Origin of the sequence: uncultured Kluyvera sp. (assembly GCF_902485085.1) — a bacterium.
In the GTDB taxonomy this organism is placed as follows: Bacteria; Pseudomonadota; Gammaproteobacteria; order Enterobacterales; family Enterobacteriaceae; genus Kluyvera; species Kluyvera ascorbata.
Genome location: NZ_CABTJS010000126.1, coordinates 28515 through 51846, shown reverse-complemented (window position 1 = coordinate 51846; position 23332 = coordinate 28515). Strand labels below are relative to the sequence as shown.

General features: G+C 53.6%; 15 protein-coding genes. 7 read left to right on the top strand and 8 right to left on the bottom strand.

Translation table 11 applies throughout. The annotated features are described in order from the left end of the window. Positions 1 to 62: 62 nt before the first annotated feature. The 5 genes from RDN66_RS15395 to RDN66_RS15375 all read right to left on the bottom strand — a co-directional run bounded on the left by RDN66_RS15395 (position 63) and on the right by RDN66_RS15375 (position 5893). Entirely contained in the window at positions 63 to 1706 is a 1644-nt protein-coding gene (locus RDN66_RS15395; RefSeq protein ID WP_202217559.1) for a multidrug ABC transporter permease/ATP-binding protein, read from the bottom strand. An 81-nt stretch (positions 1707 to 1787) separates the two neighbouring features. Then, entirely contained in the window at positions 1788 to 2432 is a 645-nt protein-coding gene (gene alkB, locus RDN66_RS15390; RefSeq protein ID WP_202217558.1) for a DNA oxidative demethylase AlkB, read from the bottom strand. Next, positions 2432 to 3493, bottom strand: a complete 1062-nt coding sequence (gene ada / locus RDN66_RS15385) for a bifunctional DNA-binding transcriptional regulator/O6-methylguanine-DNA methyltransferase Ada (RefSeq protein WP_202217557.1) — start codon at positions 3491 to 3493, stop codon at positions 2432 to 2434. The genes alkB and ada overlap by 1 nt, the downstream gene beginning before the upstream one ends. Positions 3494 to 3566: 73 nt before the next feature. Beyond that, a complete protein-coding gene (gene apbE / locus RDN66_RS15380; RefSeq protein ID WP_202217556.1) occupies positions 3567 to 4619 on the bottom strand; it encodes an FAD:protein FMN transferase ApbE in 1053 nt (350 codons plus the stop codon). Between the two features lie 101 nt (positions 4620 to 4720). Beyond that, entirely contained in the window at positions 4721 to 5893 is a 1173-nt protein-coding gene (locus tag RDN66_RS15375) for a porin OmpC (protein ID WP_202217555.1), read from the bottom strand. 836 nt (positions 5894 to 6729) lie between these two features. On the opposite strand from RDN66_RS15375, the gene rcsD reads away from it, so the two are divergent. After that, on the top strand, positions 6730 to 9405 hold the full coding sequence (rcsD, locus tag RDN66_RS15370; RefSeq protein ID WP_202217554.1) for a phosphotransferase RcsD: 2676 nt from the start codon (positions 6730 to 6732) through the stop codon (positions 9403 to 9405). Between the two features lie 15 nt (positions 9406 to 9420). Continuing rightward, complete coding sequence (gene rcsB, locus RDN66_RS15365; RefSeq protein WP_035892628.1) at positions 9421 to 10071, top strand: response regulator transcription factor RcsB; 651 nt, start codon at positions 9421 to 9423, stop codon at positions 10069 to 10071. A gap of 72 nt (positions 10072 to 10143) precedes the next feature. On the opposite strand, the gene rcsC is transcribed toward rcsB, so the two are convergent. Both rcsC and gyrA read right to left on the bottom strand, forming a co-directional pair. Beyond that, a complete protein-coding gene (gene rcsC, locus RDN66_RS15360; RefSeq protein ID WP_308537963.1) occupies positions 10144 to 12987 on the bottom strand; it encodes a two-component system sensor histidine kinase RcsC in 2844 nt (947 codons plus the stop codon). A 159-nt stretch (positions 12988 to 13146) separates the two neighbouring features. After that, positions 13147 to 15783 carry a DNA topoisomerase (ATP-hydrolyzing) subunit A gene (gene gyrA / locus RDN66_RS15355; protein ID WP_035892625.1) on the bottom strand — a complete coding sequence of 879 codons (2637 nt, stop codon included), beginning with the start codon at positions 15781 to 15783 and terminating at the stop codon, positions 13147 to 13149. 161 nt (positions 15784 to 15944) lie between these two features. On the opposite strand from gyrA, the gene ubiG reads away from it, so the two are divergent. The 4 genes from ubiG to yfaE all read left to right on the top strand — a co-directional run bounded on the left by ubiG (position 15945) and on the right by yfaE (position 20957). Then, entirely contained in the window at positions 15945 to 16673 is a 729-nt protein-coding gene (gene ubiG / locus RDN66_RS15350; protein ID WP_123652751.1) for a bifunctional 2-polyprenyl-6-hydroxyphenol methylase/3-demethylubiquinol 3-O-methyltransferase UbiG, read from the top strand. Positions 16674 to 17137: 464 nt separating this feature from the next. Continuing rightward, a complete protein-coding gene (nrdA, locus tag RDN66_RS15345) occupies positions 17138 to 19423 on the top strand; it encodes a class 1a ribonucleoside-diphosphate reductase subunit alpha (protein WP_035892622.1) in 2286 nt (761 codons plus the stop codon). A gap of 149 nt (positions 19424 to 19572) precedes the next feature. Next, the gene (nrdB, locus tag RDN66_RS15340; protein WP_123652753.1) at positions 19573 to 20703 is read left to right on the top strand and encodes a class Ia ribonucleoside-diphosphate reductase subunit beta; all 1131 of its coding nucleotides are present in this window, start codon (positions 19573 to 19575) and stop codon (positions 20701 to 20703) included. Then, positions 20703 to 20957, top strand: coding sequence for a class I ribonucleotide reductase maintenance protein YfaE (gene yfaE, locus RDN66_RS15335; protein WP_123652754.1), 255 nt, complete (start codon positions 20703 to 20705; stop codon positions 20955 to 20957). The genes nrdB and yfaE overlap by 1 nt, the downstream gene beginning before the upstream one ends. A gap of 3 nt (positions 20958 to 20960) precedes the next feature. Here the strand turns inward: yfaE and RDN66_RS15330 are convergent, their stop codons facing one another. Then, positions 20961 to 22151 (bottom strand): MFS transporter, encoded by a 1191-nt coding sequence (locus RDN66_RS15330; RefSeq protein ID WP_202217549.1) that lies wholly within the window; start codon positions 22149 to 22151, stop codon positions 20961 to 20963. Between the two features lie 185 nt (positions 22152 to 22336). Between RDN66_RS15330 and RDN66_RS15325 the strand changes: the two genes are divergently transcribed. Further along, positions 22337 to 23215, top strand: a complete 879-nt coding sequence (locus RDN66_RS15325) for a LysR family transcriptional regulator (protein WP_202217548.1) — start codon at positions 22337 to 22339, stop codon at positions 23213 to 23215. Positions 23216 to 23332 lie beyond the last annotated feature (117 nt).

Genomic DNA, 23332 nt, shown 5'->3' with positions numbered 1-23332 from the left:
AATATAAAAATAGTTAAACGAGCCGCTCGTACGCTGAAAAAATCAACAGAGCGGCTAAAAAATCAGGCTGTACGCGCCACCGCGTCGCGGGAAGCCCGTTCGCGTTCTTCCCCAACTAATTCACTTAATTGGCCGTTACGCATCTCCAGCAGGCGATCCGCATGGGTGAAGTAATGATCATCGTGGCTAATGGCAAAAATCGTTTTACCCATTTGCTGCATCAGCGGCAGCAGCACCTGGTAAAACTCGCGGCGGAAATGAGGGTCCTGATCGGCCGCCCACTCATCGAGCATGATGATGTCGCGCTCTTCCGCTAACGCCAGCAACAGCGCCACGCGTTTTTTCTGCCCTTTTGACAGCTTCAGGTCGAGGATGCGGCCATCTTCAAGTTTCACCTTGTGGCTCATTTGCAGCTGCGCAAGCCACTTCTCTACCAGTTCCGGCTTCGCCTGTTTGCCTTCCGGTCCCAGCAGGTGTTCGAACAGCCAGACATCGGTAAACACCGCAGAGAACAGCTTGCGATAGTCTTCCGGTTTATCCGCTGCCAGCGGCTGGCCATCCAGCAAAATCTGCCCGGAAATCGGCTGATACAGGCCGGTCAACAGCATCGCCAGCGTCGATTTACCGCTGCCGTTACCGCCAATCAGGAAGACCATTTCACCTCGTTTCAACGTCAGGTTTAATGGGCCGACCGCGAAGGTGTTGTCTTCATAGTGGAAGGTCACGTCACGCAATTCCAGCGTCTGCCAGTTGGGGTGCGCCGTTGGCTGCGGGAACGGCTCGCGGAACGGCGCCAGCGAGAATTTATTCAGCTTGTTGAAGGCGACCTGCGCGCTCAGAAGCGTAGGCAGCGCCCCTACCGCCGACAGCAGCGGCGTACGCAGGAACAGCAGCGTCAGTGAATAGGTTGCCGCCACGTTGGTGTCGGCCCAGCCCAGGCCGTTTGCCATCCAGAACACCAGGCCGATAGCGCCCAGCATCATGATATTTGACCAGTTCACGGCGCTCAGGTGGAAAGTATCGGCACGAATAATATGGTGACGATAGGCTTTGGCGTCCGGCGTGAACTGCTGTTCAAAGACGTACTGCGCGCGCTCGCGGTTAAGCGTCAACTCTTTACGGCCTTCCAGCACCGTCTGGTAGTCGTTATAGAGGCTATCTTCGGTTTCACGCAGCGTCGCCATATGTTTGTACACGCGCGCCACCAGCATAAAGCCACCCCAGATGGTCAACGCCATCCACAGCGCGGTAATGAGCAGCATTTTGGTCGACAGCATCGCCAGATAGGCGGCGGAGCCCACGGTCAGAATAATGCCCTGAACCAACTCAGGCAGGCGCACAAAGGCAATGGTGATGGCGCGAATGTCACTGGTCAGGCCCGCCAGCAGCGATGCGCTGCCAAGTTTCTCCACGCGTTCTACCTGGGTGTCGAGAATACGTTTGATGAATTCACGGCGCAGGCGATAGACAAAGTGGTGCCCCAGCGTGGTCAGCGCCAGCTGAGAGCCCAGCGTAACGGCCATCAGCAGCAGCAACAGTCCGAGAAATTCCGGCAGCACCGCCACGGTGGTGTCGACCATTTCAATCAGACGCACGTTAATAAAGGCGATAAGTCCAATACCGAGCGCCGCGCTCAGCAGGCTCAGGGCGATAACGCCAATGAAGGGCCAGCGGTACTGACGCCAGACGAGTAACAGAAGTTCCATAACAGCAACCAGGGCAAGAAAAACAGCCAGCAGTGTAAACTGCTGAGCAACGACATCAAGAATAATTCTTATTTTTATTCGTCATTGTGCGGCACGACGGAAAGTGAGGTTATAGCGCCAGGCGCCTACCTGCGGATGGCTGCCCGCTTTGAGCGGTAAAATGGCGTGATAAAACAGCCGGGACTCTCCTCCCCACACCACCACGTCACCATGTTCCAGCCAGACGCGCTGTAGGGGATCGCTGCGGTTTAGCCCGCCGAACTGGAAAGTAGCCGGTAACCCCAGCGAGACGGAAACAATCGGGGCATCCAGCCGCGCTTCGTCTTTGTCCTGATGCAGCGACAGCTTTGCGCCCGGCTGATAGCGATTGATAAGACAGGCATCGGGGCTAAATTCCGGGTATCCGGCCTGGCTTGCCGCCGTCTTCGCTAGCGTCAGGAATACCGCCGGAATGGCCGGCCAGGGGTGCCCGGTCAGCGGATCGATCGCCGAATAGCAGTAGCCTCGGCTGTCCGTACTCCAGCCAAGCGGCCCACAGTTGGTCATCGCCACGGACATGGTATAACCTCCCGGCGTCACCATATGGCGAAACGGCGAGACGGTGGCGACCTGCGCAACCGCGGCCAGCAACACATCGCTGCTATCACGCGCCAGACGGCGCAGGACAACGGCGCCTGGCGCGAGCGGCTCTGACCACGGCGCTTCATCAGCAAACAGATCCAGCATCAGCGCTCCTGCTCTTTTTCACGCGCTAACAGCGCAGCCTTACGCGCCACGCCCCAGCGATAACCGGACAAGCTACCGTCACCCCGCACCACGCGGTGACACGGTATCAAAATCGCCAGCCGATTTGCCGCACACGCGCCGGCAACTGCCCGCACCGCTTTCGGGTTGCCGATGCCGTCGGCTATTTGCTGATAGCTGCGGGTTTCACCGGTTGGTATTTCACGCAGCGCCTGCCAGACCTGCTGCTGGAAGGCCGTGCCGCGAATATCCAGCGGCAGCGTGAGCGGCGTGGCGCGATGATTCAGACTCGCAATAACGGACTGGATTTGCTCAGTGAACTCAGGGGCCGCAGGCATACAATCAGCGGACGGGAAGCTTTGCTGCAGCTCGGCCATGAGCGCCTCATGACTATCCCCCAGCAACACCGCGCAGATCCCCCTCTCGCTCAGCGCGACCAAACAGTGGCCGAGCTCACAGTGACCAACCGCGTAGTCAATACGGGTAGATTTTCCGCCCTGACGGTAGGCGCGTGCCGTCATTCCCAGAACCTCGTCGGCCTGTCGATAGTAGCTGCTGCTGGTGGGAAATCCGGCCCCTAGAACGGCCTGAGTGACGGATTCGCCCTCGCTTAATGCACCACGAAGGCGACGCGCGCGCCACGCCTGTTGCCAGACTTTTGGCGTAACGCCGGTGACGGATTTAAACAGACGATGAAAATGATAAGGACTGACTGCCACCGCTTCAGCCAGTGCCTCCAGCGTAACGGGAGTATCTTGTTCAAGCAGGCGGCAGGCCTTTGTGACTTTATCGATTTTCTGCTGTTCAGGCGAAAGGTTGCCTGGCTGACAGCGCTTACAGGGGCGATATCCGGCTGCCTGCGCGGCTTCAGCATCAGGATAGAAGCGCACATTCTGGCGTAGCGCATGGCGGGCACGACAGGATGGGCGGCAGAAAATACCGGTGGTCTGCACGGCAAAAACAAACTGACCATCGGCCTTTGCATCGCGATTTGTCACCGCCAGCCAGCGGTCATCATCGGTATGTAGAGTATAAGATGTCATAACGGGCTCCTCCTTTTAGTGTAACCGCCACTGTGACCAAAAGGAGGAATTAAAAAACCCGCAATCTTGCTTTTTAATTTTTCCCGCTCACCAGAAAGGCGCTGAACTGCGGCGACATCCAGGTGGTGAAGCCATCGCCCTCTTTCATTATCATGTATACCGCCAGCCCCTGCTCGCGGACGACCTGCTGTGCTTTTTCCGTGCCCAGCACCATCAAACCGGTATCCCAGCCGTCGGCTTCCAGCGCGGTTGGCGCAATCACGGTGACCGAGACCAGATTATGGGTAATCGGTCGCCCGGTTTGGGGATCAATAACGTGCGAGATCCGTTTTCCGTCGAGCTCGTAGTAATTACGGTAGCTGCCAGAAGTACTGATACCGTGACCGTTGATGTCCACGATGGCCTGCACCGCATTTTCCCGGTCAGTCGGTTTTTGAATCGCCACGCGCCACGGTTGGCCTTCACCATTCATTCCGCGGCTAACCAGGGCTCCGCCAACCGAAACCAGGTAGCGGGAGATCCCTTCTTCAGCCATCAATCGTGCCAGATGATCGGCCGCGTATCCTTCGCCGACGGTTGATAGATCAACGTAAAGATCGGGAATCGATTTTTGCAGATACTGTTGGCCCGTGCGGTTGATAACCGTCAGCTTTTCCAGGCCGGTACGAGCCTTCGCGGCATTAATCTGCGCTTGGGTCGGGGTTTTCACCGGCTGTTTATCCGGGCCAAAGCCCCACAAATTCACCAGCGGCCCCACGGTAATATCCATCGCGCCCTGGGTTTTCTGCCCAATACGCAAAGATTCGGTGACGATATCGGCCATGCCTTCGCTCACCGGCCACGGCGTCATGCTTTGCGACTGATTAAAGCGCATCAACGCCGAGTCGCTCTTCCAGGTCGACAGTAGCTGATCGTCACCATCGAGCAGCGTTTGCACCTTCTGACGCAGCGCTTCCACTCTGTTTTGATCGACGCCTACCACGCTCACACGCCAGAACGTGCCCATGGTTTTACCATCAAGCACGGTCACCTGTGCCTTCGGGGTTGCTGGTGTGCTGATATTGTCACAGCCTGCCAGCAAAATAACGATGCCAAGCAGCATCGTGCGTAAAATTGTCATATCCATCCGTATTACCCTCCTGCAATCGGCGCAAGAGTACACTAATTCACGAAAATCAGGCATTAAAAAAGGGGCCAAAGGCCCCTTTTGTTTCGGTGTTAACCGAATTAGAACTGGTAAACCATACCCAGAGCAACGATGTTGTCGGTAGAGATACCGGCTGCCTGAGTGAAGTCGTTTTTGTCCAGCAGGTTGATTTTGTAATCAACGTAGGTAGACATGTTTTTGTTGAAGTAGTAAGTCGCACCCAGGTCGATGTATTTCAGCAGATCCTGGTCGCCGAAGTTACCTTTATCGCCGTTGATGTCCTTACCTTTAGACTGCAGGTAAGCGATGGATGGACGCAGACCGAAGTCGAACTGGTACTGTGCAACCACTTCGAAGTTCTGCGCTTTGTCAGCAAAACCGTAAACGCCAGCGTTCGGGGAACCGCCGAAACGAGTTGCGTTGTAGGTCTGGGTGTACTGAGTTGCCAGGTAAATGTTGTTAGCGTCGTATTTCAGGCCAGCAGAGTAGGTCTCAGCGCGGTCACCGCTGCCGTAGATTTTGCTGGTTACGCCAGTTGCAACGCCGTCATCATTACGTACGGTATAAACGCTGTTGTTCTGATCGGAGGTACGTTTGGAAGAGGCGATTGCACCACCAACGCTGAAGCCTGCGCCCAGATCATAGGTCAGGGATCCGCCGAAGCCTTCACCGTTCTGTTTCAGAGCCTGACGACCGTTAGCGGTCGCGCCTTCACCGGATACGCTGCCATTTTTACCCTGATACTGCAGAGCAAAGTTCAGACCATCAACCAGACCGAAGAAGTCGGTGTTACGGTAGGTTGCAACGCCGTTAGCACGGGATTGCAGGAAGTTGTCAGAACCGTAGGTGTCGCCGCCGAATTCCGGCAGAACGTCAGTCCAGGAAGTTACGTCGTAAACAACGCCGTAGTTACGACCGTAGTCGAAAGAACCTGCATCTGCAAAACGCAGACCCGCGAAGCCAACACGAGTCCAGGCCTGATCGGAAGAACCTTCAGTGTTGTTCGCCTGAACGTTGTATTCCCACTGGCCGTAACCGGTCAGCTGGTCATTAACCTGAGTTTCACCTTTGAAGCCCAGACGAACGTAGGATTGGTCGCCATCGTTGCCGTTGTCACTAGAGAAATAGTGCAGACCATCAACTTTACCGTACAGATCTAATTTGTTGCCGTCTTTGTTATAAATTTCAGCCGCATTTGCTGCGCCCGCTACCAGCAGTGCTGGTACCAGGAGGGACAGTACTTTAACTTTCATGTTAATAACCCTCTGTTGTTATATATATGCCTTTATATATGCCACTGCTTACTGATTAACCCTCATTAATCAGTCGGCAGACCCATTGTGCTGTAAAAATTAGAATAATCCAATAAGAATATGATACGAAAACCCATGAAATGTTTCATTTATCCACATAGATGTTTCAAAATGTAAATTTAAGGGAACTTTTATAAGCACAAAAAGCCTGGAAAAATAGCACTAATAATCAAAGAACAAAAAAATAAATTCACTAAATCAATGATTTAAAAAACAAGAAGGGTATAGCACTGAATGGTAAAACAAAACTTTCACCTACAACTAAAATAGTCATCGCTATCATCATTAACTTTATTTATTACCGTCATTCAGTTCTGAATGTCTGTTTACCCCAATTTCAACCGGATGCTTCGCATCCGGTTTTTTTTACCTTTCCTTACGCAAACTGAACAAAAATGTGCTACCTCACACAAATTATAACGACTATTAATTAATCACATTGCATACAACTCCTTTCGCCTGAATACTCTTTATTAATAATGTCTTGTTATTTAGTGCTATTTTTTAGTCATTATTCGTAAATAACTGTACAATAAGTGTTACATTGTACAGTTATTCCGCAACATAATATTTCTCCATCGTTCCGTTGTAGAGCGCCCCCTCCTTGTTACTGTTACCACCGCAATGCTTACGCAGAATTCGCCACATTGATGCAACCCGAAGGTTTTTTTGTATATACTGCCAGCAGTGCAAAAACAGGGTTTTCACATCTCAATGCCGCTAGTGGCTTGAGCATATCCTCATTCAGATGCCGTTATGATGGGTTACACACGCCAATGAGTCAGTCCGACAAGACGAGCCCGACGAAATTCTCCCTGCTTCCCGGGAGCATTACGCGTTTCTTCCTTCTTATGATCATCGTTCTGTTGGTTACGATGGGCGTGATGATTCAAAGCGCGGTTAACGCGTGGCTTAAAGATAAAAGCTACCAGATTGTCGACATGACGCATGCCGTACATAAGCGTATTGATACCTGGCGCTACACCACCTGGCAGATCTACGACAATATTGCGGCGGCGGGCACCAATGCCACCCCCGTAGACGGCCTGCAGGAAACTCGCTTAAAGCAAGATGTCTACTATCTCGAAAAGCCGCGTCGTAAAACGGAAGCGCTGATCTTCGGCTCACACGACAGCGCGACGCTCGACATTACCCAGCGTATGTCGACCTATCTCGATACGCTGTGGGGCGCGGAGAACGTGCCCTGGTCGATGTACTATCTCAATGGCCAGGACAATAGTCTGATCCTTATCTCAACCCTGCCGCTCAAAGATCTCTCTTCCGGTTTTAAAGAATCGACGGTAGGAAACATTGTTGATTCACGCCGCGCCGAAATGCTGCAACAGGCCAATACGCTGGATGAGCGTGAAACCTTCTCATCCTTGCGCCGCCTGGCCTGGCAGAATGGCCGCTACTTTACCCTGCGCACCACGTTCAACCAGCCAGGTCATCTGGCGACCGTCGTTGCATTTGATTTACCGATAAACGATCTGGTGCCGCCAACCATGTCACTGGACAGTTTCCGCATGGAGCCCGATCCGGTCCAGAACGCACAGCGCGCCCAGGATAAAGATCCAAGCGATAGCGTCTCCATCAATTTTAATAGCTCACGTATTGAAATAACGTCGGCGTTGAATGGCACCGGCATGCGTCTGGTGTGGCAAGTCCCGTTTGGTACACTGCTGCTCGATACCTTCCAAAACATCATGCTGCCGCTGCTGCTGAACATTGGCCTGCTGGCGCTGGCGCTGTTTGGCTACTCCACGTTCCGTAATTTGCCGACGCGCGGCGGCAGCACCAGTACGCCGTCTACCGGAACCAATAATGAGCTGCGCGTGCTACGTGCAATAAATGAAGAAATTGTCTCTTTGCTGCCACTGGGGCTGCTGGTGCATGACCAGGAATCGAACCGGACGGTGATTAGCAACAAAATTGCCGATCATCTGCTGCCACATCTCAATTTGCAGAACATTACCAGCATGGCGGATCAGCATCAGGGCGTGATTCAGGCCACCATTAATAATGAACTGTATGAGATTCGCCAGTTCCGCAGCCAGGTCTCCCCGCGCACGCAGATCTTTATTATTCGCGATCAGGACCGGGAAATTCTGGTGAATAAGAAGCTCAAACAGGCCCAGCGTCTGTATGAGAAGAACCAGCAAGGCCGTACGGCATTTATGCAGAATATCAGCGATACGCTGAAACAGCCGATTAAGGCGCTGGCGGCCGAAGCCAGCGCTATCGATACCCCAGACAGCCAGAAAATGGCGAACCATGCCGATCTGCTGGTGCGCCTGGTGGATGAAATTCAGCTCGCTAACATATTGGAAAATGACAGCTGGAAAGGATCGTCTACACAGTTCTCTCTCCAGGAACTGATTGATGAAGTCGTGCCAGAGGTTCTGCCTTCCATTAAACGCAAAGGGCTACAGCTACTGATTAACAACCAGCTTCCAGCCAAAGAGCAGCGACACGGCGACCGCGACGCGCTGCGCCGTATTCTGCTACTGCTGATTCAGTATGCCGTAACCACCACCCAGATAGGTAAAATCACGCTTGAGGTGAATGCCGATGAATCAGCCGAAGAGCGTTTAACCTTCCGTATTCTCGATACGGGCAACGGTGTGTCGCACGGTGAAGTCGACAACCTGCACTTCCCCTACCTAAACGACACCCAGTCCGATCGTTATGGCAAAGCTAACGCCCTCACCTTCTGGCTTTGCGATCAGCTGGCCCGTAAGCTCGGCGGTCATCTCAATATTAAGGCGCGAGAGTCGCTGGGAACCCGCTACACCCTGCACGTCAAAATGCCGGTACGTGAAGAGGATATGGAGTCAGAGGAACAGCTGCTGGATGATGTTGTGGTGATGGTCGACATCACTTCAAACGAAATTCGCAACATTGTCACCCGACAGCTCGAAAGCTGGGGCGCGACCTGCATCAGCCCGGATGAGCGAGCGACAAGTCAAGAATATGATCTATTTTTAACAGATAATCCGTCTAATCTTACTGCTTCGGGCTTGCTTTTAAGCGATGATGAGGCTGGGATACGCAAAATTGGCCCGAGTCAGCTGCGTGTGAACTTTAACATGAGCAACGCCATGCAGGATGCCGTACTCCAGCTTATTGAAGAGCAACTGGCGCAGGAAGAAGTGACGGAATCGCCGCTGGGCGGAGATGAAAGTGCCGAGCTTCAGGCCAGTGGCTATTATGCTCTGTTTGTGGATACGGTACCGGAAGATGTTAGCAGGCTGTATACTGAGTCTGCGGCAAAGGATTTTGCTGCTCTGGCACAGACAGCTCACCGCCTTAAGGGTGTGTTTGCCATGCTAAATCTGGTACCTGGCAAGCAGTTATGTGAATCGCTTGAACATCTGATTCGTGAAAAAGATGCTTCAGGCATAGAAAAATACATCAGCGACATTGACGCCTACGTCAAGAGCTTGCTGTAGCAAGGTAGCCTTTACATGAACAATATGAACGTAATTATTGCCGATGACCATCCGATTGTGCTGTTCGGGATTCGTAAGTCTCTGGAGCAAATTGAATGGGTTAATGTTGTTGGCGAATTTGAAGACTCCACTGCGCTAATTAACAACTTACCGAAGCTTGATGCCCACGTCCTGATTACTGACCTCTCCATGCCTGGAGATAAGTACGGTGACGGTATTACGCTGATTAAGTACATCAAACGCCACTTCCCAGGTTTGTCCATCATCGTGCTGACCATGAACAACAACCCGGCGATTCTGAGCGCGGTGTTGGATCTGGATATTGAAGGGATTGTGCTGAAACAAGGGGCACCAACGGACCTGCCAAAAGCGCTGGCTGCGCTGCAAAAAGGCAAGAAGTTTACCCCAGAGAGCGTTTCTCGCCTGCTGGAGAAAATCAGCGCGGGTGGTTATGGCGACAAGCGCCTGTCACCAAAAGAGAGCGAAGTTCTGCGTCTCTTTGCTGAGGGTTTCCTGGTGACCGAAATCGCGAAGAAACTGAACCGCAGCATCAAAACCATCAGTAGCCAGAAGAAGTCGGCCATGATGAAGCTCGGCGTGGAAAACGACATCGCGCTGCTGAACTACCTCTCCTCCGTGACGCTTTCGCCGTCAGACAAAGACTAAACCTGTTGCACATCGGGCCTGCTTTACGTAGGCCCGATGTGCGCAGCGCCATCGGCGCTACCCATAAATACCTTATTCCCGTGCTTTACGGACGCGTGCGGCATACACCGTTAATGTCTGCTTGAGCACATCCAGGGTGACCGGTTTTGACAGGCAGCTGTCCATCCCAGACTCCAGACAGCGCTGCTTCTCTTCGGCCAGCGCATTGGCGGTGACGCCAACGACCGGTAGCGTCAACCCCAGTTGGCGAATACGCTGTGTCAGACGATAGCCGTCCATATTTGGCATGTTGACATCACTCAGCACAATATCGATGTGGTTCTTACTCAACACATTCAGCGCATCGACACCGTCGTTGGCGGTTTTACACTGATAACCCAACGATCCTAGCTGATCGGCCAGCAATCGGCGATTGATAGGATGATCGTCGACCACCAGGATCATCATATCGTCGTTGCTATCTGCCGGTTGTTCATGCGCTGGCAGCTCCGCGGCATCGCCCGTCTCTACCTTAACGCGATAAATACGTCCCAGCAGCGTCATTAATTCATGCGGTGATACAATGCTGTGCACCCACTGCCCCGGCGCGTACTCCTGCGGAATACCAATATGCCGACGGCAGAAGACCACAGCGGCCCTGCCCGCCAACGGCTGAGACAGCTCATCATCGGTGATAAGCAGATCGTCCGGCTCTGGGGTTTCGCCGTCATAGAGACGAACGTCAATGCCGTGCCAGCTGAGCAACGAATGAATAAAGTCAGAGAGAGAAGCGTTGCGCACCGCCAGCCAGCAGCGAATTTTCGCCAATCCGTCAATCGCCAGCGGCGTGGAATCCTGCTCACCATAGAGCGGAATGCGCAGCGTAAACTGGCTGCCCATACCCGGCTCGGTATCCACCGCAATATCGCCGTCCATCATGTTGACCAGCTTCTCACAGATAGCCAGCCCCAGACCGGTCCCCTGAAAATTGCGCTGCACCCCGGTTCCCACCTGGAAGAACGGGTCAAACAATCGCACCACCTCTTTCGCCGGAATACCGACGCCAGTATCGCGAATGCTGATGCTCAGGTAATACCCTTCCCGTTTCAAGTGTAAAACGATACAGCCGATATCGGTAAACTTGATGGCATTGCTCAGCAGGTTGGAAATCACCTGCTGCAAACGCATCGGGTCACCCAACAGCTTCATCGGCACGTCCGGCTCGATAAAGCAGTACATGCCAAGCTGTTTTCTGACCACCAGCGGCAGGTAGTTGGCGGTGATATGGTTCATCACCTCTTTTGGCGAGAATTCGCGTGGCTCAATTTTCAGCTGCTCGGATTCAATTTTCGAGAAGTCGAGAATGTCGCTGATAATCTTCAACAGCAGCCCGGAAGAGTTATTCATCGCCGTCACCAGACGGTCAACACCCTTTGGCAACTCTTTGGTTTGCAACAGATCGAGGTTGCCGATAATCCCGTAGAGCGGCGTACGCAGCTCGTGGCTGACCGTTGCCAGGAACATCGACTTCGACTGACTCGCCTGCTCCGCGGCCTGCGCCATCTCCTGCAATGACTCTTCCATTTTGACGCGCGAGCTGACGTCTACCAGTACACATATCGCCACGTTTTCGTTGCGGTAGCGCGAATGGACGAAGCTGATTTGCAGGTTGGTATTGTTGCTGGTCAGCACATCGACGAAATTCACCTGCTGGCCGCAGATAATCTGCGTCAGACGCTGACGGTCTTCGTGCGTCAACATATTGAGATAGTTGTGCGCCAGTTCGTTACTCAGAATATTGGTGCCATCCTGGGTACGCAGGATACAGATCCCCACCGGGGCAGAGGCGACAATTTTACGGTTGAACTGCTCGTGCTCTTCCAGGCGCAGCGCGTCAGACTCCGCAGGTAAAAAGATGCGGCGCTCGTACATTCGCGCCATGGTAAACAGCGCAATACCCGTCAGCAGGTTCAGCAACAGCGCGTTCAGCACCAGAATGCGAATACGCTCCAGCACCACATCCAGCGGCACCGAATAGACAATACTAAGTGAAGAAGGCAACAGCGTTTTTTTCAGCACCAGTTCGCGGTAGCCTGAGGTGTAGCCAAACCACAACCGTTCCTGCAAGCCCCGCGGGCTGATGCGCATTTTGGTATCCGGCCCCGCCAGGGAAATCAGCGTATTGCCGTTATCATCGAGAATGGATACCCCCATCGGCATACTGCCTGGGGTAAAGAAGTTTTCCGCCCGCATGGTCTGCTCAACGCCAAGCAGCGCCTGCAGGCGGTTTGCCTGGTAAACCGGTGTTAGCGCATAGAAATACCCCACGCTATGTCGCGGCCCCTGCCCAACCCAGAACAGATTGCCCCCGCGGTCATCCTGCGGGGCATTACGATAGGCAATAATACGTTCGTGCAGCGCCTTCAGGGCTTCACTGCGATCAACCGGCATTTCACGCAGGCCAAAGTTGGCCATGCAGAGATTCTCGCTACCGATTAAAAAGACGCGATTAAGATCGTACGTGGCCGAGAAATTTTCCCGCCAGTAGCGCAAGAACCAGGCCAGCGACTCCAGCGGGCCGCGCCAGGTGGTATCAAGCGTGCCACAGTCAGAATCGGAGAACAACGGCTCAAAATCAGGTATTTCAGCGCTATCTTTTGCCAGCCCGCCGGGCAGCACGCCATTTACCGCCGTCAACCGGTTTTCGGCCATGTACTTGAGCTCCTTAATCACATCGGAGGTTCGCTGGAAGTATCGCTGAGCCTGATCGGAGTTGAGGTTGAATTCCTGACGGATTTCAGACTCTTTTTGATGCAGTGCATTCACGATATAGAAAACGGAAATCAGCGCGATAAGCAGCCAAAGCAGCAGCGCCAGAGCCCGAAACAGGTAACGTGAAACTTTCAGCGTTGTGCGAAAGGAGACAAGATATTTCAAAGTGGCGAAACTCCGCCGTTGAGGGTCAACAGGATGTGGTTAAGGTAGCGGGAAAAGCCGTTAGCCGCAATCAGAGAGTCGCCTAACCGACTCCGGGTATACCGCGAACATAAAAAAAGGGCCGGTTTTCACCGACCCTTTCTCAACGTTGCTCAACGATTACTCTTCAGCATCGTCCGCTACGTCGTCATCGCTCTCGGTTTCTGGCGCGATATCATCGTCGCCTTCCGCCACGCTACCGTCGATAGCGTCCAGCTCTTCGTCGTCAACCGGTTCGGCCACGCGCTGCAGGCCCACGACGTTTTCATCTTCCGCAGTACGGATGAGGATTACGCCCTGGGTGTTACGCCCTACCACGCTGACTTCCGACACGCGGGTACGCACCAGCGTACCGGCATCGGTGATCATCATGATCTGGTCACAGTCGTCGACCTGTACCGCGCCCACCACGGAGCCGTTACGCTCGGTGACTTTGATAGAGATAACGCCCTGCGTCGCACGCGACTTGGTCGGGTACTCTTCAGCAGCGGTACGTTTACCGTAGCCGTTCTGGGTGACGGTCAGGATAGCGCCTTCGCCACGTGGAACAATCAGCGATACCACGCTGTCTTTTTCCGCGAGCTTGATACCGCGTACGCCGGTCGCAGTACGACCCATGGCACGAACGGCATCTTCTTTAAAGCGCACCACTTTACCGGCGGCAGAGAACAGCATGACTTCATCGGAACCGGAGGTCAGGTCAACGCCAATCAGTTCGTCGCCTTCGTTCAGGTTAACCGCGATAATACCGGCAGAACGTGGACGGCTGAACTCGGTCAGCGCCGTTTTCTTCACGGTACCGCTGGCGGTCGCCATAAAGACGTTCACGCCCTCTTCGTACTCGCGTACCGGCAGGATGGCGGTGATACGTTCGTTCGCTTCCAGCGGCAGCAGGTTGACGATCGGACGGCCACGCGCGCCGCGGCTAGCTTCCGGCAGCTGATAAACCTTCATCCAGTACAGACGACCACGGCTGGAGAAGCAGAGGATCGTGTCGTGGGTGTTGGCCACCAGCAGGCGGTCGATAAAGTCTTCTTCTTTAATACGTGCAGCTGACTTGCCTTTACCGCCACGACGCTGAGCTTCGTAATCGGTAAGCGGCTGATATTTGACGTAACCCTGGTGAGACAGCGTTACTACAACATCTTCCTGGCTTATCAGATCTTCGATATTAATATCGGCGCTGTTGGCGGTGATTTCAGTACGACGTTCGTCACCGAACTGTTCGCGAACCAGTTCCAGTTCTTCACGGATCACTTCCATCAGACGCTCGGCGCTGCCCAGAATGCGCAGCAGTTCTGCTATCTGTTCCAGCAGCTCTTTGTACTCGTCGAGCAGTTTTTCATGCTCAAGGCCGGTCAGTTTCTGCAGACGCAGATCCAGAATCGCCTGTGCCTGCTGTTCGGTCAGGTAGTATTTACCGTCGCGAACGCCAAACTCAGGTTCCAGCCATTCCGGACGCGCCGCGTCATCACCCGCACGTTCCAGCATCGCAGAAACGTTGCCCAGCTCCCACGACTGCGCCACCAGGCCCGCTTTCGCTTCGGCCGGGGTTGGAGCGCGACGGATCAGTTCAATGATCGGGTCGATGTTAGCCAGCGCAACGGCCAACGCTTCCAGGATGTGCGCGCGATCGCGTGCTTTACGCAGTTCGAAAATGGTACGGCGAGTCACCACTTCACGGCGGTGGCGTACGAACGCAGCGATAATCTCTTTCAGGTTCATGATCTTCGGCTGACCATGGTGCAGTGCAACCATGTTGATACCGAAGGAAACCTGCAGCTGAGTCTGGGAGTAGAGGTTGTTCAGCACCACTTCCCCAACCGCGTCGCGTTTCACTTCAATCACGATGCGCATACCGTCTTTATCAGACTCGTCACGCAGCGCGCTGATGCCTTCAACGCGTTTATCTTTTACCAGCTCGGCGATTTTCTCGATCAGGCGCGCTTTGTTCACCTGATACGGAATTTCGTGCACGATGATGGTTTCACGACCGGTTTTGGCGTCGGCTTCGACTTCCGCGCGGGCGCGAATGTACACTTTCCCACGACCGGTACGATAGGCTTCTTCAATCCCGCGGCGGCCATTAATGATGGCGGCAGTCGGGAAATCAGGGCCTGGGATATGTTCCATCAAACCTTCGATGGTGATGTCTTCGTTGTCGACATATGCCAGACAGCCGTTGATCACTTCCGTCAGGTTGTGCGGTGGAATGTTGGTGGCCATACCTACGGCGATACCAGAGGCACCGTTAACCAGCAGGTTAGGAATTTTGGTCGGCATTACATCTGGAATACGTTCGGTGCCGTCGTAGTTATCGACGAAGTCCACCGTCTCTTTTTCCAGATCGGCCATCAGCTCATGGGCGATTTTCGACATACGGATTTCCGTATAACGCATCGCTGCGGCGGAGTCGCCATCGACAGAGCCGAAGTTACCTTGACCATCTACCAGCATGTATCGCAGTGAGAATGGCTGTGCCATACGGACGATAGTGTCATAGACGGCAGTATCACCATGCGGGTGATATTTACCGATCACGTCACCCACGACACGGGCTGATTTTTTGTAGGCTTTGTTCCAGTCATTGCCCAATACGTTCATGGCGTAAAGTACGCGACGGTGTACCGGCTTCAGGCCATCTCGGACATCCGGCAGCGCACGGCCAACAATGACCGACATCGCGTAATCCAGATAAGAGTTCTTAAGCTCTTCCTCAATGTTGACCGGTGTAATTTCTCTCGCAAGGTCGCTCATCTAACCGCTATCCCTCTACTGTATTCCCGGATTCAAAGGTCGCAAATTATAACACATTAGCGTAAAGACAGGTAAACCCATTAGCACCCCGCGAACGCTTTATTCACGCCGTGGTACTGATATACTCGCTGACAATAACGAAATAAGGAGCAGGAACAGCCATGAATGCCGAAAAAGCTGCGGTAGCGCACAACGTAGACCACGAAGAGATAGCCAAATTCGAGGCCGTCGCATCACGTTGGTGGGATCTGGAGGGGGAATTTAAACCTCTGCACCGCATTAACCCGCTGCGTCTGGGCTATATCGCCGAACGCTCCGGCGGCCTGTTCGGTAAAAAGGTGCTGGACGTCGGTTGCGGCGGCGGCATTCTGGCCGAAAGCATGGCGCGTGAAGGCGCGACGGTCACCGGTCTCGATATGGGCTTCGAGCCGCTGCAGGTGGCAAAGCTGCACTCACTAGAAACCGGTATTCCCGTCGATTACGTGCAGGAAACGGTAGAAGAACACGCGGCGAAACATGCCGGGCAGTATGACGTGGTGACCTGCATGGAGATGCTGGAGCACGTTCCGGACCCACAGTCGGTGGTGAAAGCCTGCGCCCAATTGGTGAAACCGGGCGGTCAGGTCTTCTTCTCCACGCTCAACCGCAACGGCAAATCCTGGCTGATGGCGGTGGTCGGCGCGGAATACATTCTGCGCATGGTGCCAAAAGGCACGCACGACATTAAGAAATTCATCAAGCCGGCCGAACTGCTGAGCTGGGTTGACCAGACCGTATTGAAAGAGCGTCACATGATTGGCCTGCACTACAACCCCATCACCAACAGCTTCAAGCTGGCACCGGGCGTAGACGTAAACTATATGCTGCACACTACCGCCAAATTAGCATGACCTGTAGCCCGGTCGAGCGAACGCGACGCCGGGAATAGGCTCCGAGCCCCCCGGGTCGGCATAAATGCCTCGCCCGGGCTACCAACCACTTACCCGGCTTCGACATATTGCCTACCAATCATGGGGGGCGCCTACAACAAAATTGCGCCACATCATATTGCGCAAATTCCCCCTTCGACGAAGAAATCAGCACTCGATCAAATTTTCATTTTTTTTTGCAAATTATTGACATTCCCGCCAGCCCTTATGCGCCGTGGACTTAGCGTTTTTTACGCTTTATCAACCTCAAGTTAACGTCAAAATCAACCCTTGTGCTCAAAAGAATCCAGACTAGAATACTCACCATATAGCGTTTAATTAATCAACGAACCCCTACATGTAGTATTTATCCACAGGTTTTGCTACAACGGCAACTGTGGATAAATCAGGGGATATTTTCCTTTTCACGGACAGGTAAAAATCACATGAATCAGAGTCTGCTGGTGACTAAGCGTGACGGCCGCACAGAACGCATTAACCTCGACAAAATTCATCGCGTGCTGGATTGGGCCGCCGAAGGGCTGCACAACGTTTCGATTTCTCAGGTCGAACTGCGTTCACACATCCAGTTCTACGACGGGATTAAAACGTCCGACATTCATGAAACCATTATCAAAGCAGCAGCAGACCTGATCTCCAGCGAAGCTCCGGACTACCAGTACCTGGCCGCGCGCCTGGCGGTGTTCCACCTGCGCAAAAAAGCCTACGGTCAGTTTGAGCCACCGGTACTGCTTGACCATGTCAAACACATGGTTAACCTGGGTAAATACGACAATCATCTGCTGGAAGACTATACGGAAGAAGAGTTCAAGCAGATGGACTCGTTCATTGTTCACGACCGTGATATGACCTTCTCCTACGCAGCGGTTAAGCAGCTGGAAGGTAAATACCTGGTACAGAACCGCGTGACCGGCGAAATCTACGAGAGCGCTCAGTTCCTCTATATTCTGGTGGCCGCGTGCCTGTTCTCGAACTACCCACGTGAAACCCGCCTGAGCTACGTGAAGCGCTTCTATGATGCGGTTTCCACGTTCAAAATTTCTCTGCCTACGCCGATTATGTCCGGCGTGCGTACCCCAACTCGTCAGTTTAGCTCCTGCGTCCTGATCGAGTGCGGCGACAGCCTGGATTCCATCAACGCCACCTCCAGCGCAATTGTGAAATACGTTTCCCAGCGCGCCGGTATTGGTATCAACGCCGGTCGTATCCGTGCGCTGGGTAGCCCGATTCGCGGCGGTGAAGCGTTCCACACCGGCTGTATTCCATTCTACAAGCACTTCCAGACAGCGGTAAAATCCTGCTCTCAGGGCGGCGTACGCGGTGGTGCGGCCACCCTGTTCTACCCAATGTGGCACCTGGAAGTCGAAAGCCTGCTGGTACTGAAAAACAACCGCGGCGTTGAAGGCAACCGCGTGCGTCACATGGACTACGGCGTACAGATCAACAAGCTGATGTACACCCGCCTGCTGAAAGGCGGCGACATCACGCTGTTCAGCCCGTCCGACGTCCCTGGCCTGTACGACGCGTTCTTCGCCGACCAGGACGAGTTCGAGCGTCTGTACACTAAATATGAAAACGACGACAGCATCCGCAAACAGCGCGTGAAAGCGGTTGAACTGTTCTCCCTGATGATGCAGGAACGTGCTTCTACCGGCCGTATCTACATTCAGAACGTTGACCACTGCAACACCCACAGCCCGTTTGACCCGGTTGTCGCGCCGGTACGCCAGTCTAACCTGTGCCTGGAAATCGCCCTGCCGACCAAACCGCTGGACGATGTGAACGACGAAAACGGCGAAATTGCCCTGTGTACGCTGTCCGCGTTCAACCTGGGTGCTATCAATAGCCTGGACGAGCTGGAAGAGCTGGCCGTGCTGGCCGTGCGCGCGCTGGATGCTCTGCTGGACTACCAGGACTACCCAATTAAAGCCGCTGAACGTGGCGCAATGGGTCGTCGTACGCTGGGTATCGGCGTTATCAACTACGCCTACTGGCTGGCGAAAAACGGCAAGCGCTACTCCGACGGCAGCGCCAACAACCTGACGCACCAGACCTTTGAAGCTATTCAGTACTACCTGCTGAAGGCCTCCAACGAGCTGGCGAAAGAGCAAGGCGCATGCCCGTGGTTCAACGAAACCACCTACTCGCAGGGCATTCTGCCGATCGACACCTATAAGAAAGACCTGGATGCGATTACTAACGAGCCGCTGCATCTGGATTGGGAAGCTCTGCGTGAGTCCATTAAGACGCACGGCCTGCGTAACTCCACGCTCTCTGCCCTGATGCCGTCCGAGACCTCTTCGCAGATCTCCAACGCCACCAACGGCATCGAGCCACCGCGCGGCTACGTGAGCATCAAAGCGTCAAAAGACGGGATCCTGCGCCAGGTAGTGCCGGACTACGAGCACCTGCACAACGCTTACGAGCTGCTGTGGGAAATGCCAAACAACGACGGCTACCTGCAGCTGGTTGGTATCATGCAGAAGTTTATCGACCAGTCGATCTCTGCGAACACCAACTATGACCCAACGCGCTTCCCATCTGGCAAAGTCCCGATGCAGCAGCTGTTGAAGGACCTGCTCACCGCCTACAAATTTGGCGTGAAGACCCTGTACTACCAGAACACCCGTGACGGTGCAGAAGATGCGCAGGACGATCTGGCTCCATCCATTCAGGATGACGGCTGCGAAAGCGGCGCTTGTAAGATCTAATAACGATTGCCGGGCAGCGATACGCTGACCCGGCCTTTGATTTCCGTATCGACCAAAACCTTATTCGGTGTACGGATTTTTTTGCGATGATATTGTAAGCAGGTAAGTAACCGCCATCCGGCATTACTCTCCAGACAGGATTGACATCAATGGCATACACCACTTTTTCACAGACGAAAAACGATCAGCTCAAAGAGCCGATGTTCTTTGGCCAGCCGGTCAACGTGGCACGCTACGACCAGCAGAAATATGACATCTTCGAAAAGCTGATTGAAAAACAGCTCTCCTTCTTCTGGCGTCCGGAAGAAGTTGACGTTTCCCGCGACCGTATCGACTATCAGGCGCTGCCGGAACACGAAAAGCATATCTTCATCAGCAACCTGAAGTATCAAACCCTGCTGGACTCCATCCAGGGCCGCAGCCCGAACGTGGCGCTGCTGCCGCTGATTTCCATTCCGGAACTGGAAACCTGGGTTGAGACGTGGGCGTTCTCTGAAACCATCCACTCGCGCTCTTACACCCACATCATCCGCAACATCGTCAACGATCCGGCGATTGTGTTTGATGACATCGTCACCAACGAGCAGATCCAGAAGCGTGCGGAAGGCATCTCCAGCTACTATGACGAGCTGATCGAAATGACCAGCTACTGGCACCTGCTGGGCGAAGGCACCCACAACGTCAACGGCAAAACCGTGACCGTGAACCTGCGCGAGCTGAAAAAGAAACTCTACATCTGCCTGATGAGCGTGAACGCGCTGGAAGCGATTCGCTTCTACGTCAGCTTCGCCTGCTCCTTCGCTTTCGCCGAGCGCGAACTGATGGAAGGCAACGCCAAGATTATTCGCCTGATCGCCCGCGATGAAGCGCTGCACCTCACCGGTACCCAGCACATGCTGAACCTGCTGCGCAGCGGCGCGGATGACCCGGAGATGGCGGAGATTGCTGAAGAGTGCAAACAGGAATGCTATGACCTGTTCGTCCAGGCTGCCGTGCAGGAAAAAGAGTGGGCGGATTATCTGTTCCGCGACGGCTCGATGATTGGCCTGAACAAAGACATTCTCTGCCAGTACGTTGAGTACATCACCAACATCCGTATGCAGGCGGTTGGCCTGGATCTGCCGTTCCAGACCCGTTCTAACCCAATCCCGTGGATCAACACCTGGCTGGTGTCCGATAACGTGCAGGTTGCCCCGCAGGAAGTGGAAGTCAGCTCTTATCTGGTCGGCCAGATTGACTCGGAAGTCAATACTGACGATCTCAGCGACTTCCAGCTCTAATGAGCCGCGTTTTTCTGCGCATCTCTGGCACGCGTTTGCAGTGCCAGGATGAACACCCTTCCCTGCTGGCGGCGCTGGAGTCTCACAACGTTGAGGTCGAATACCAGTGCCGCGAAGGCTACTGCGGCTCCTGCCGCACGCGGCTAGTATCAGGCCAGGTCGACTGGCTGACCAAACCGCTGGCCTTTATCCAGCCGGATGAAATTTTGCCCTGCTGTTGCAGGGCAAAGGGTGATATCGAAATTGAGATGTAACGGTTAGTGCACTTCGTGTGCACTAACCAACGGCATCGCGCCACGGCGCTTCATCTGCGAGATGTACAGCGCCCCGGCCAGCACCACCAGCAGCGCCCCAACCAGATAAATGGCGCGATAGCCCACGCCTTCCACCATCATCCCCATCACGAAAGCGCCAATCGCCAGCCCGGCATCCATCGCATTGAAGAACAGCGAGTTCGCCACGCCGATTTTATGCGGCTCAACCGAGCTGATAATCTGCGTCTGGAAGATAGGCGTCACTGAACCGTAGCCGATACCAATTAACGCCCCTGCAAGAATCATCGATACGCTGCCGTGAGTGTAGCCCAGCACCACCAGACCGATAGTGAATGCCAGCAGGCAAGGATAGACCACGTATTTCGGCCCCTTTTTATCGCAGATGTTGCCGGTGAAGGCACGGCAGATCATCAGGAAAATGGCGTAGCACAGCAGGAAGTTGCTGGCCGCGGTCATCAGGTCCAGTTCGCGAGCATACAGGGCGAGAAACGCGGAGACTCCGGCGTAGGAGAAGGTCATAAAAAACGTGACCAGCGCAAACGGCATGGCCGCGCGGTCGAACATGGCTGAGAAACCCAGCTTTGGCTGAGAACCATCGGCATGACGAATAACCGGCGGCACACGGACCACAAGCGACAGCACGATGCCAATCGTCGAAACCACGGTACACATCCAGAACGCCAGGGTAAACGCACTATGGCGAGCCATATTCAGGCCAATCCACGGCCCAACGACCATCGCCAGCCCCATGGCTAAAGAGAAAAAGCTGATGCCTTCCCCACGTCGGGAAGCAGGAATCAGGCGCGCGGAGATAGTGCCCTTCACCGTAGTAATCACCCCAAAAGTAATACCGTGCAGCACGCGAATAAAAAGCAGTGCTTCAATGGAATGACAGAACGGATACAGCGCAGTTACCGCTAAAAACGCCAGGGAGGAGAGCATCAGAATCGTTTTGTTTGAGTATTTTCCCACCCATTGTCCAGCGAACGGACGCACGATTATCGCGGCGGCCAGGAAGAAGGTCACCAGCAGCCCGGCTTTGTCTGCGGTAGCATGGAGGTTATCGGCGATATAAATCGGCAGGAGCGTGAGAAGAACATAAAATACGAAGAAGATAATAAAGCTAATAATCGTGATTGCCCAAAAATCTTTAGTCCATAATTTCTCTTTCATTGATATGCAACCTAATTAAACGTCGCGCATTATCACATTCATCACGAATATATAATTCAAGAATGCATTAAAAACACAAATAATTGCGTGCGTGATTTTGTGATTGAGTCCGTAGAAAAAATTATAGGCAGGCGATATAAATTAGTAAAATTAATCGTTTTAATGACTTTAGTTAGGAAAAACTAATGACGTTAACGCAGATCGGCGCACTGTTAACGGTCCTCGAATGCGGGGCATTTACCGAAGCGGGTAAACGACTGTATATGACCCAGTCCGCCGTTAGCCAGGCTATTTCAGCACTGGAAGAGGAACTGGGCGTCGCCATTCTGGTGCGCGAGCGCCGTAAAGCCATTACGCTGACGGTAGCTGGCGTCCGTATCGTGGCTCACCTTCGTCGCCTGATGAACGAAGTCAGCGCGGTCAAAGAAATTGCCGAGCAGGAGAAAAAAACGCCTCTTCGCTTGCTGCGCATAGGCTGCTTCCCCAGTATTTGCGCCAGCATATTACCGGAGGTGGTACGTTATTTTGAACAACACCATCCGAATATAAAAATTGTCCCCCACGAAGCCAATAGCTCGGAGATTATCGATGCTATTCGCGAAAATAATATCGACGCCGGTTTTGTACATATTCCGGCCAAAGGCATGTTTGTGGCTCCGGTTTATAAAGACAGGTTTGCCGTAGTCGTGCCCGATAATCATCCCTTTGCGGGCAAAAAATCCATTTCGCTAAACGCACTGTTCGACGAGCCGCTTATTGTCAGTAAAGGGCGCTATGAAATGAGCATCATGTCGCTGTTCGCCGGGATGAATATTACCCCCAACATTAAATACGAATTTAACCACCCTACCACGGCAATGAGCTTTATCCGTCAGGGGTTGGGCATCGCGCTGCTGCCGGAACTGACCCTGAAAACGCTGGAACAACCGCTACGCTCGGTGCCGCTGGAACCCCCGTTCTATCGCCAGGTATCACTTATTGCCAACGAGCCTCCGGTTAGCGGTAGCCCTTTGCAGCTGCTGCACGACTGTCTGCACCAGTTGGTCAGAGACGGGCATATCTAAGAAAAGGCGATACACGGCACATTTCTCGCGATTACACTTTCGATTAATGCTCGAATATGTTCGAAATCAAACAAAACAATTCATATACGTGACTTAATGTTATCAAAACGAACATTG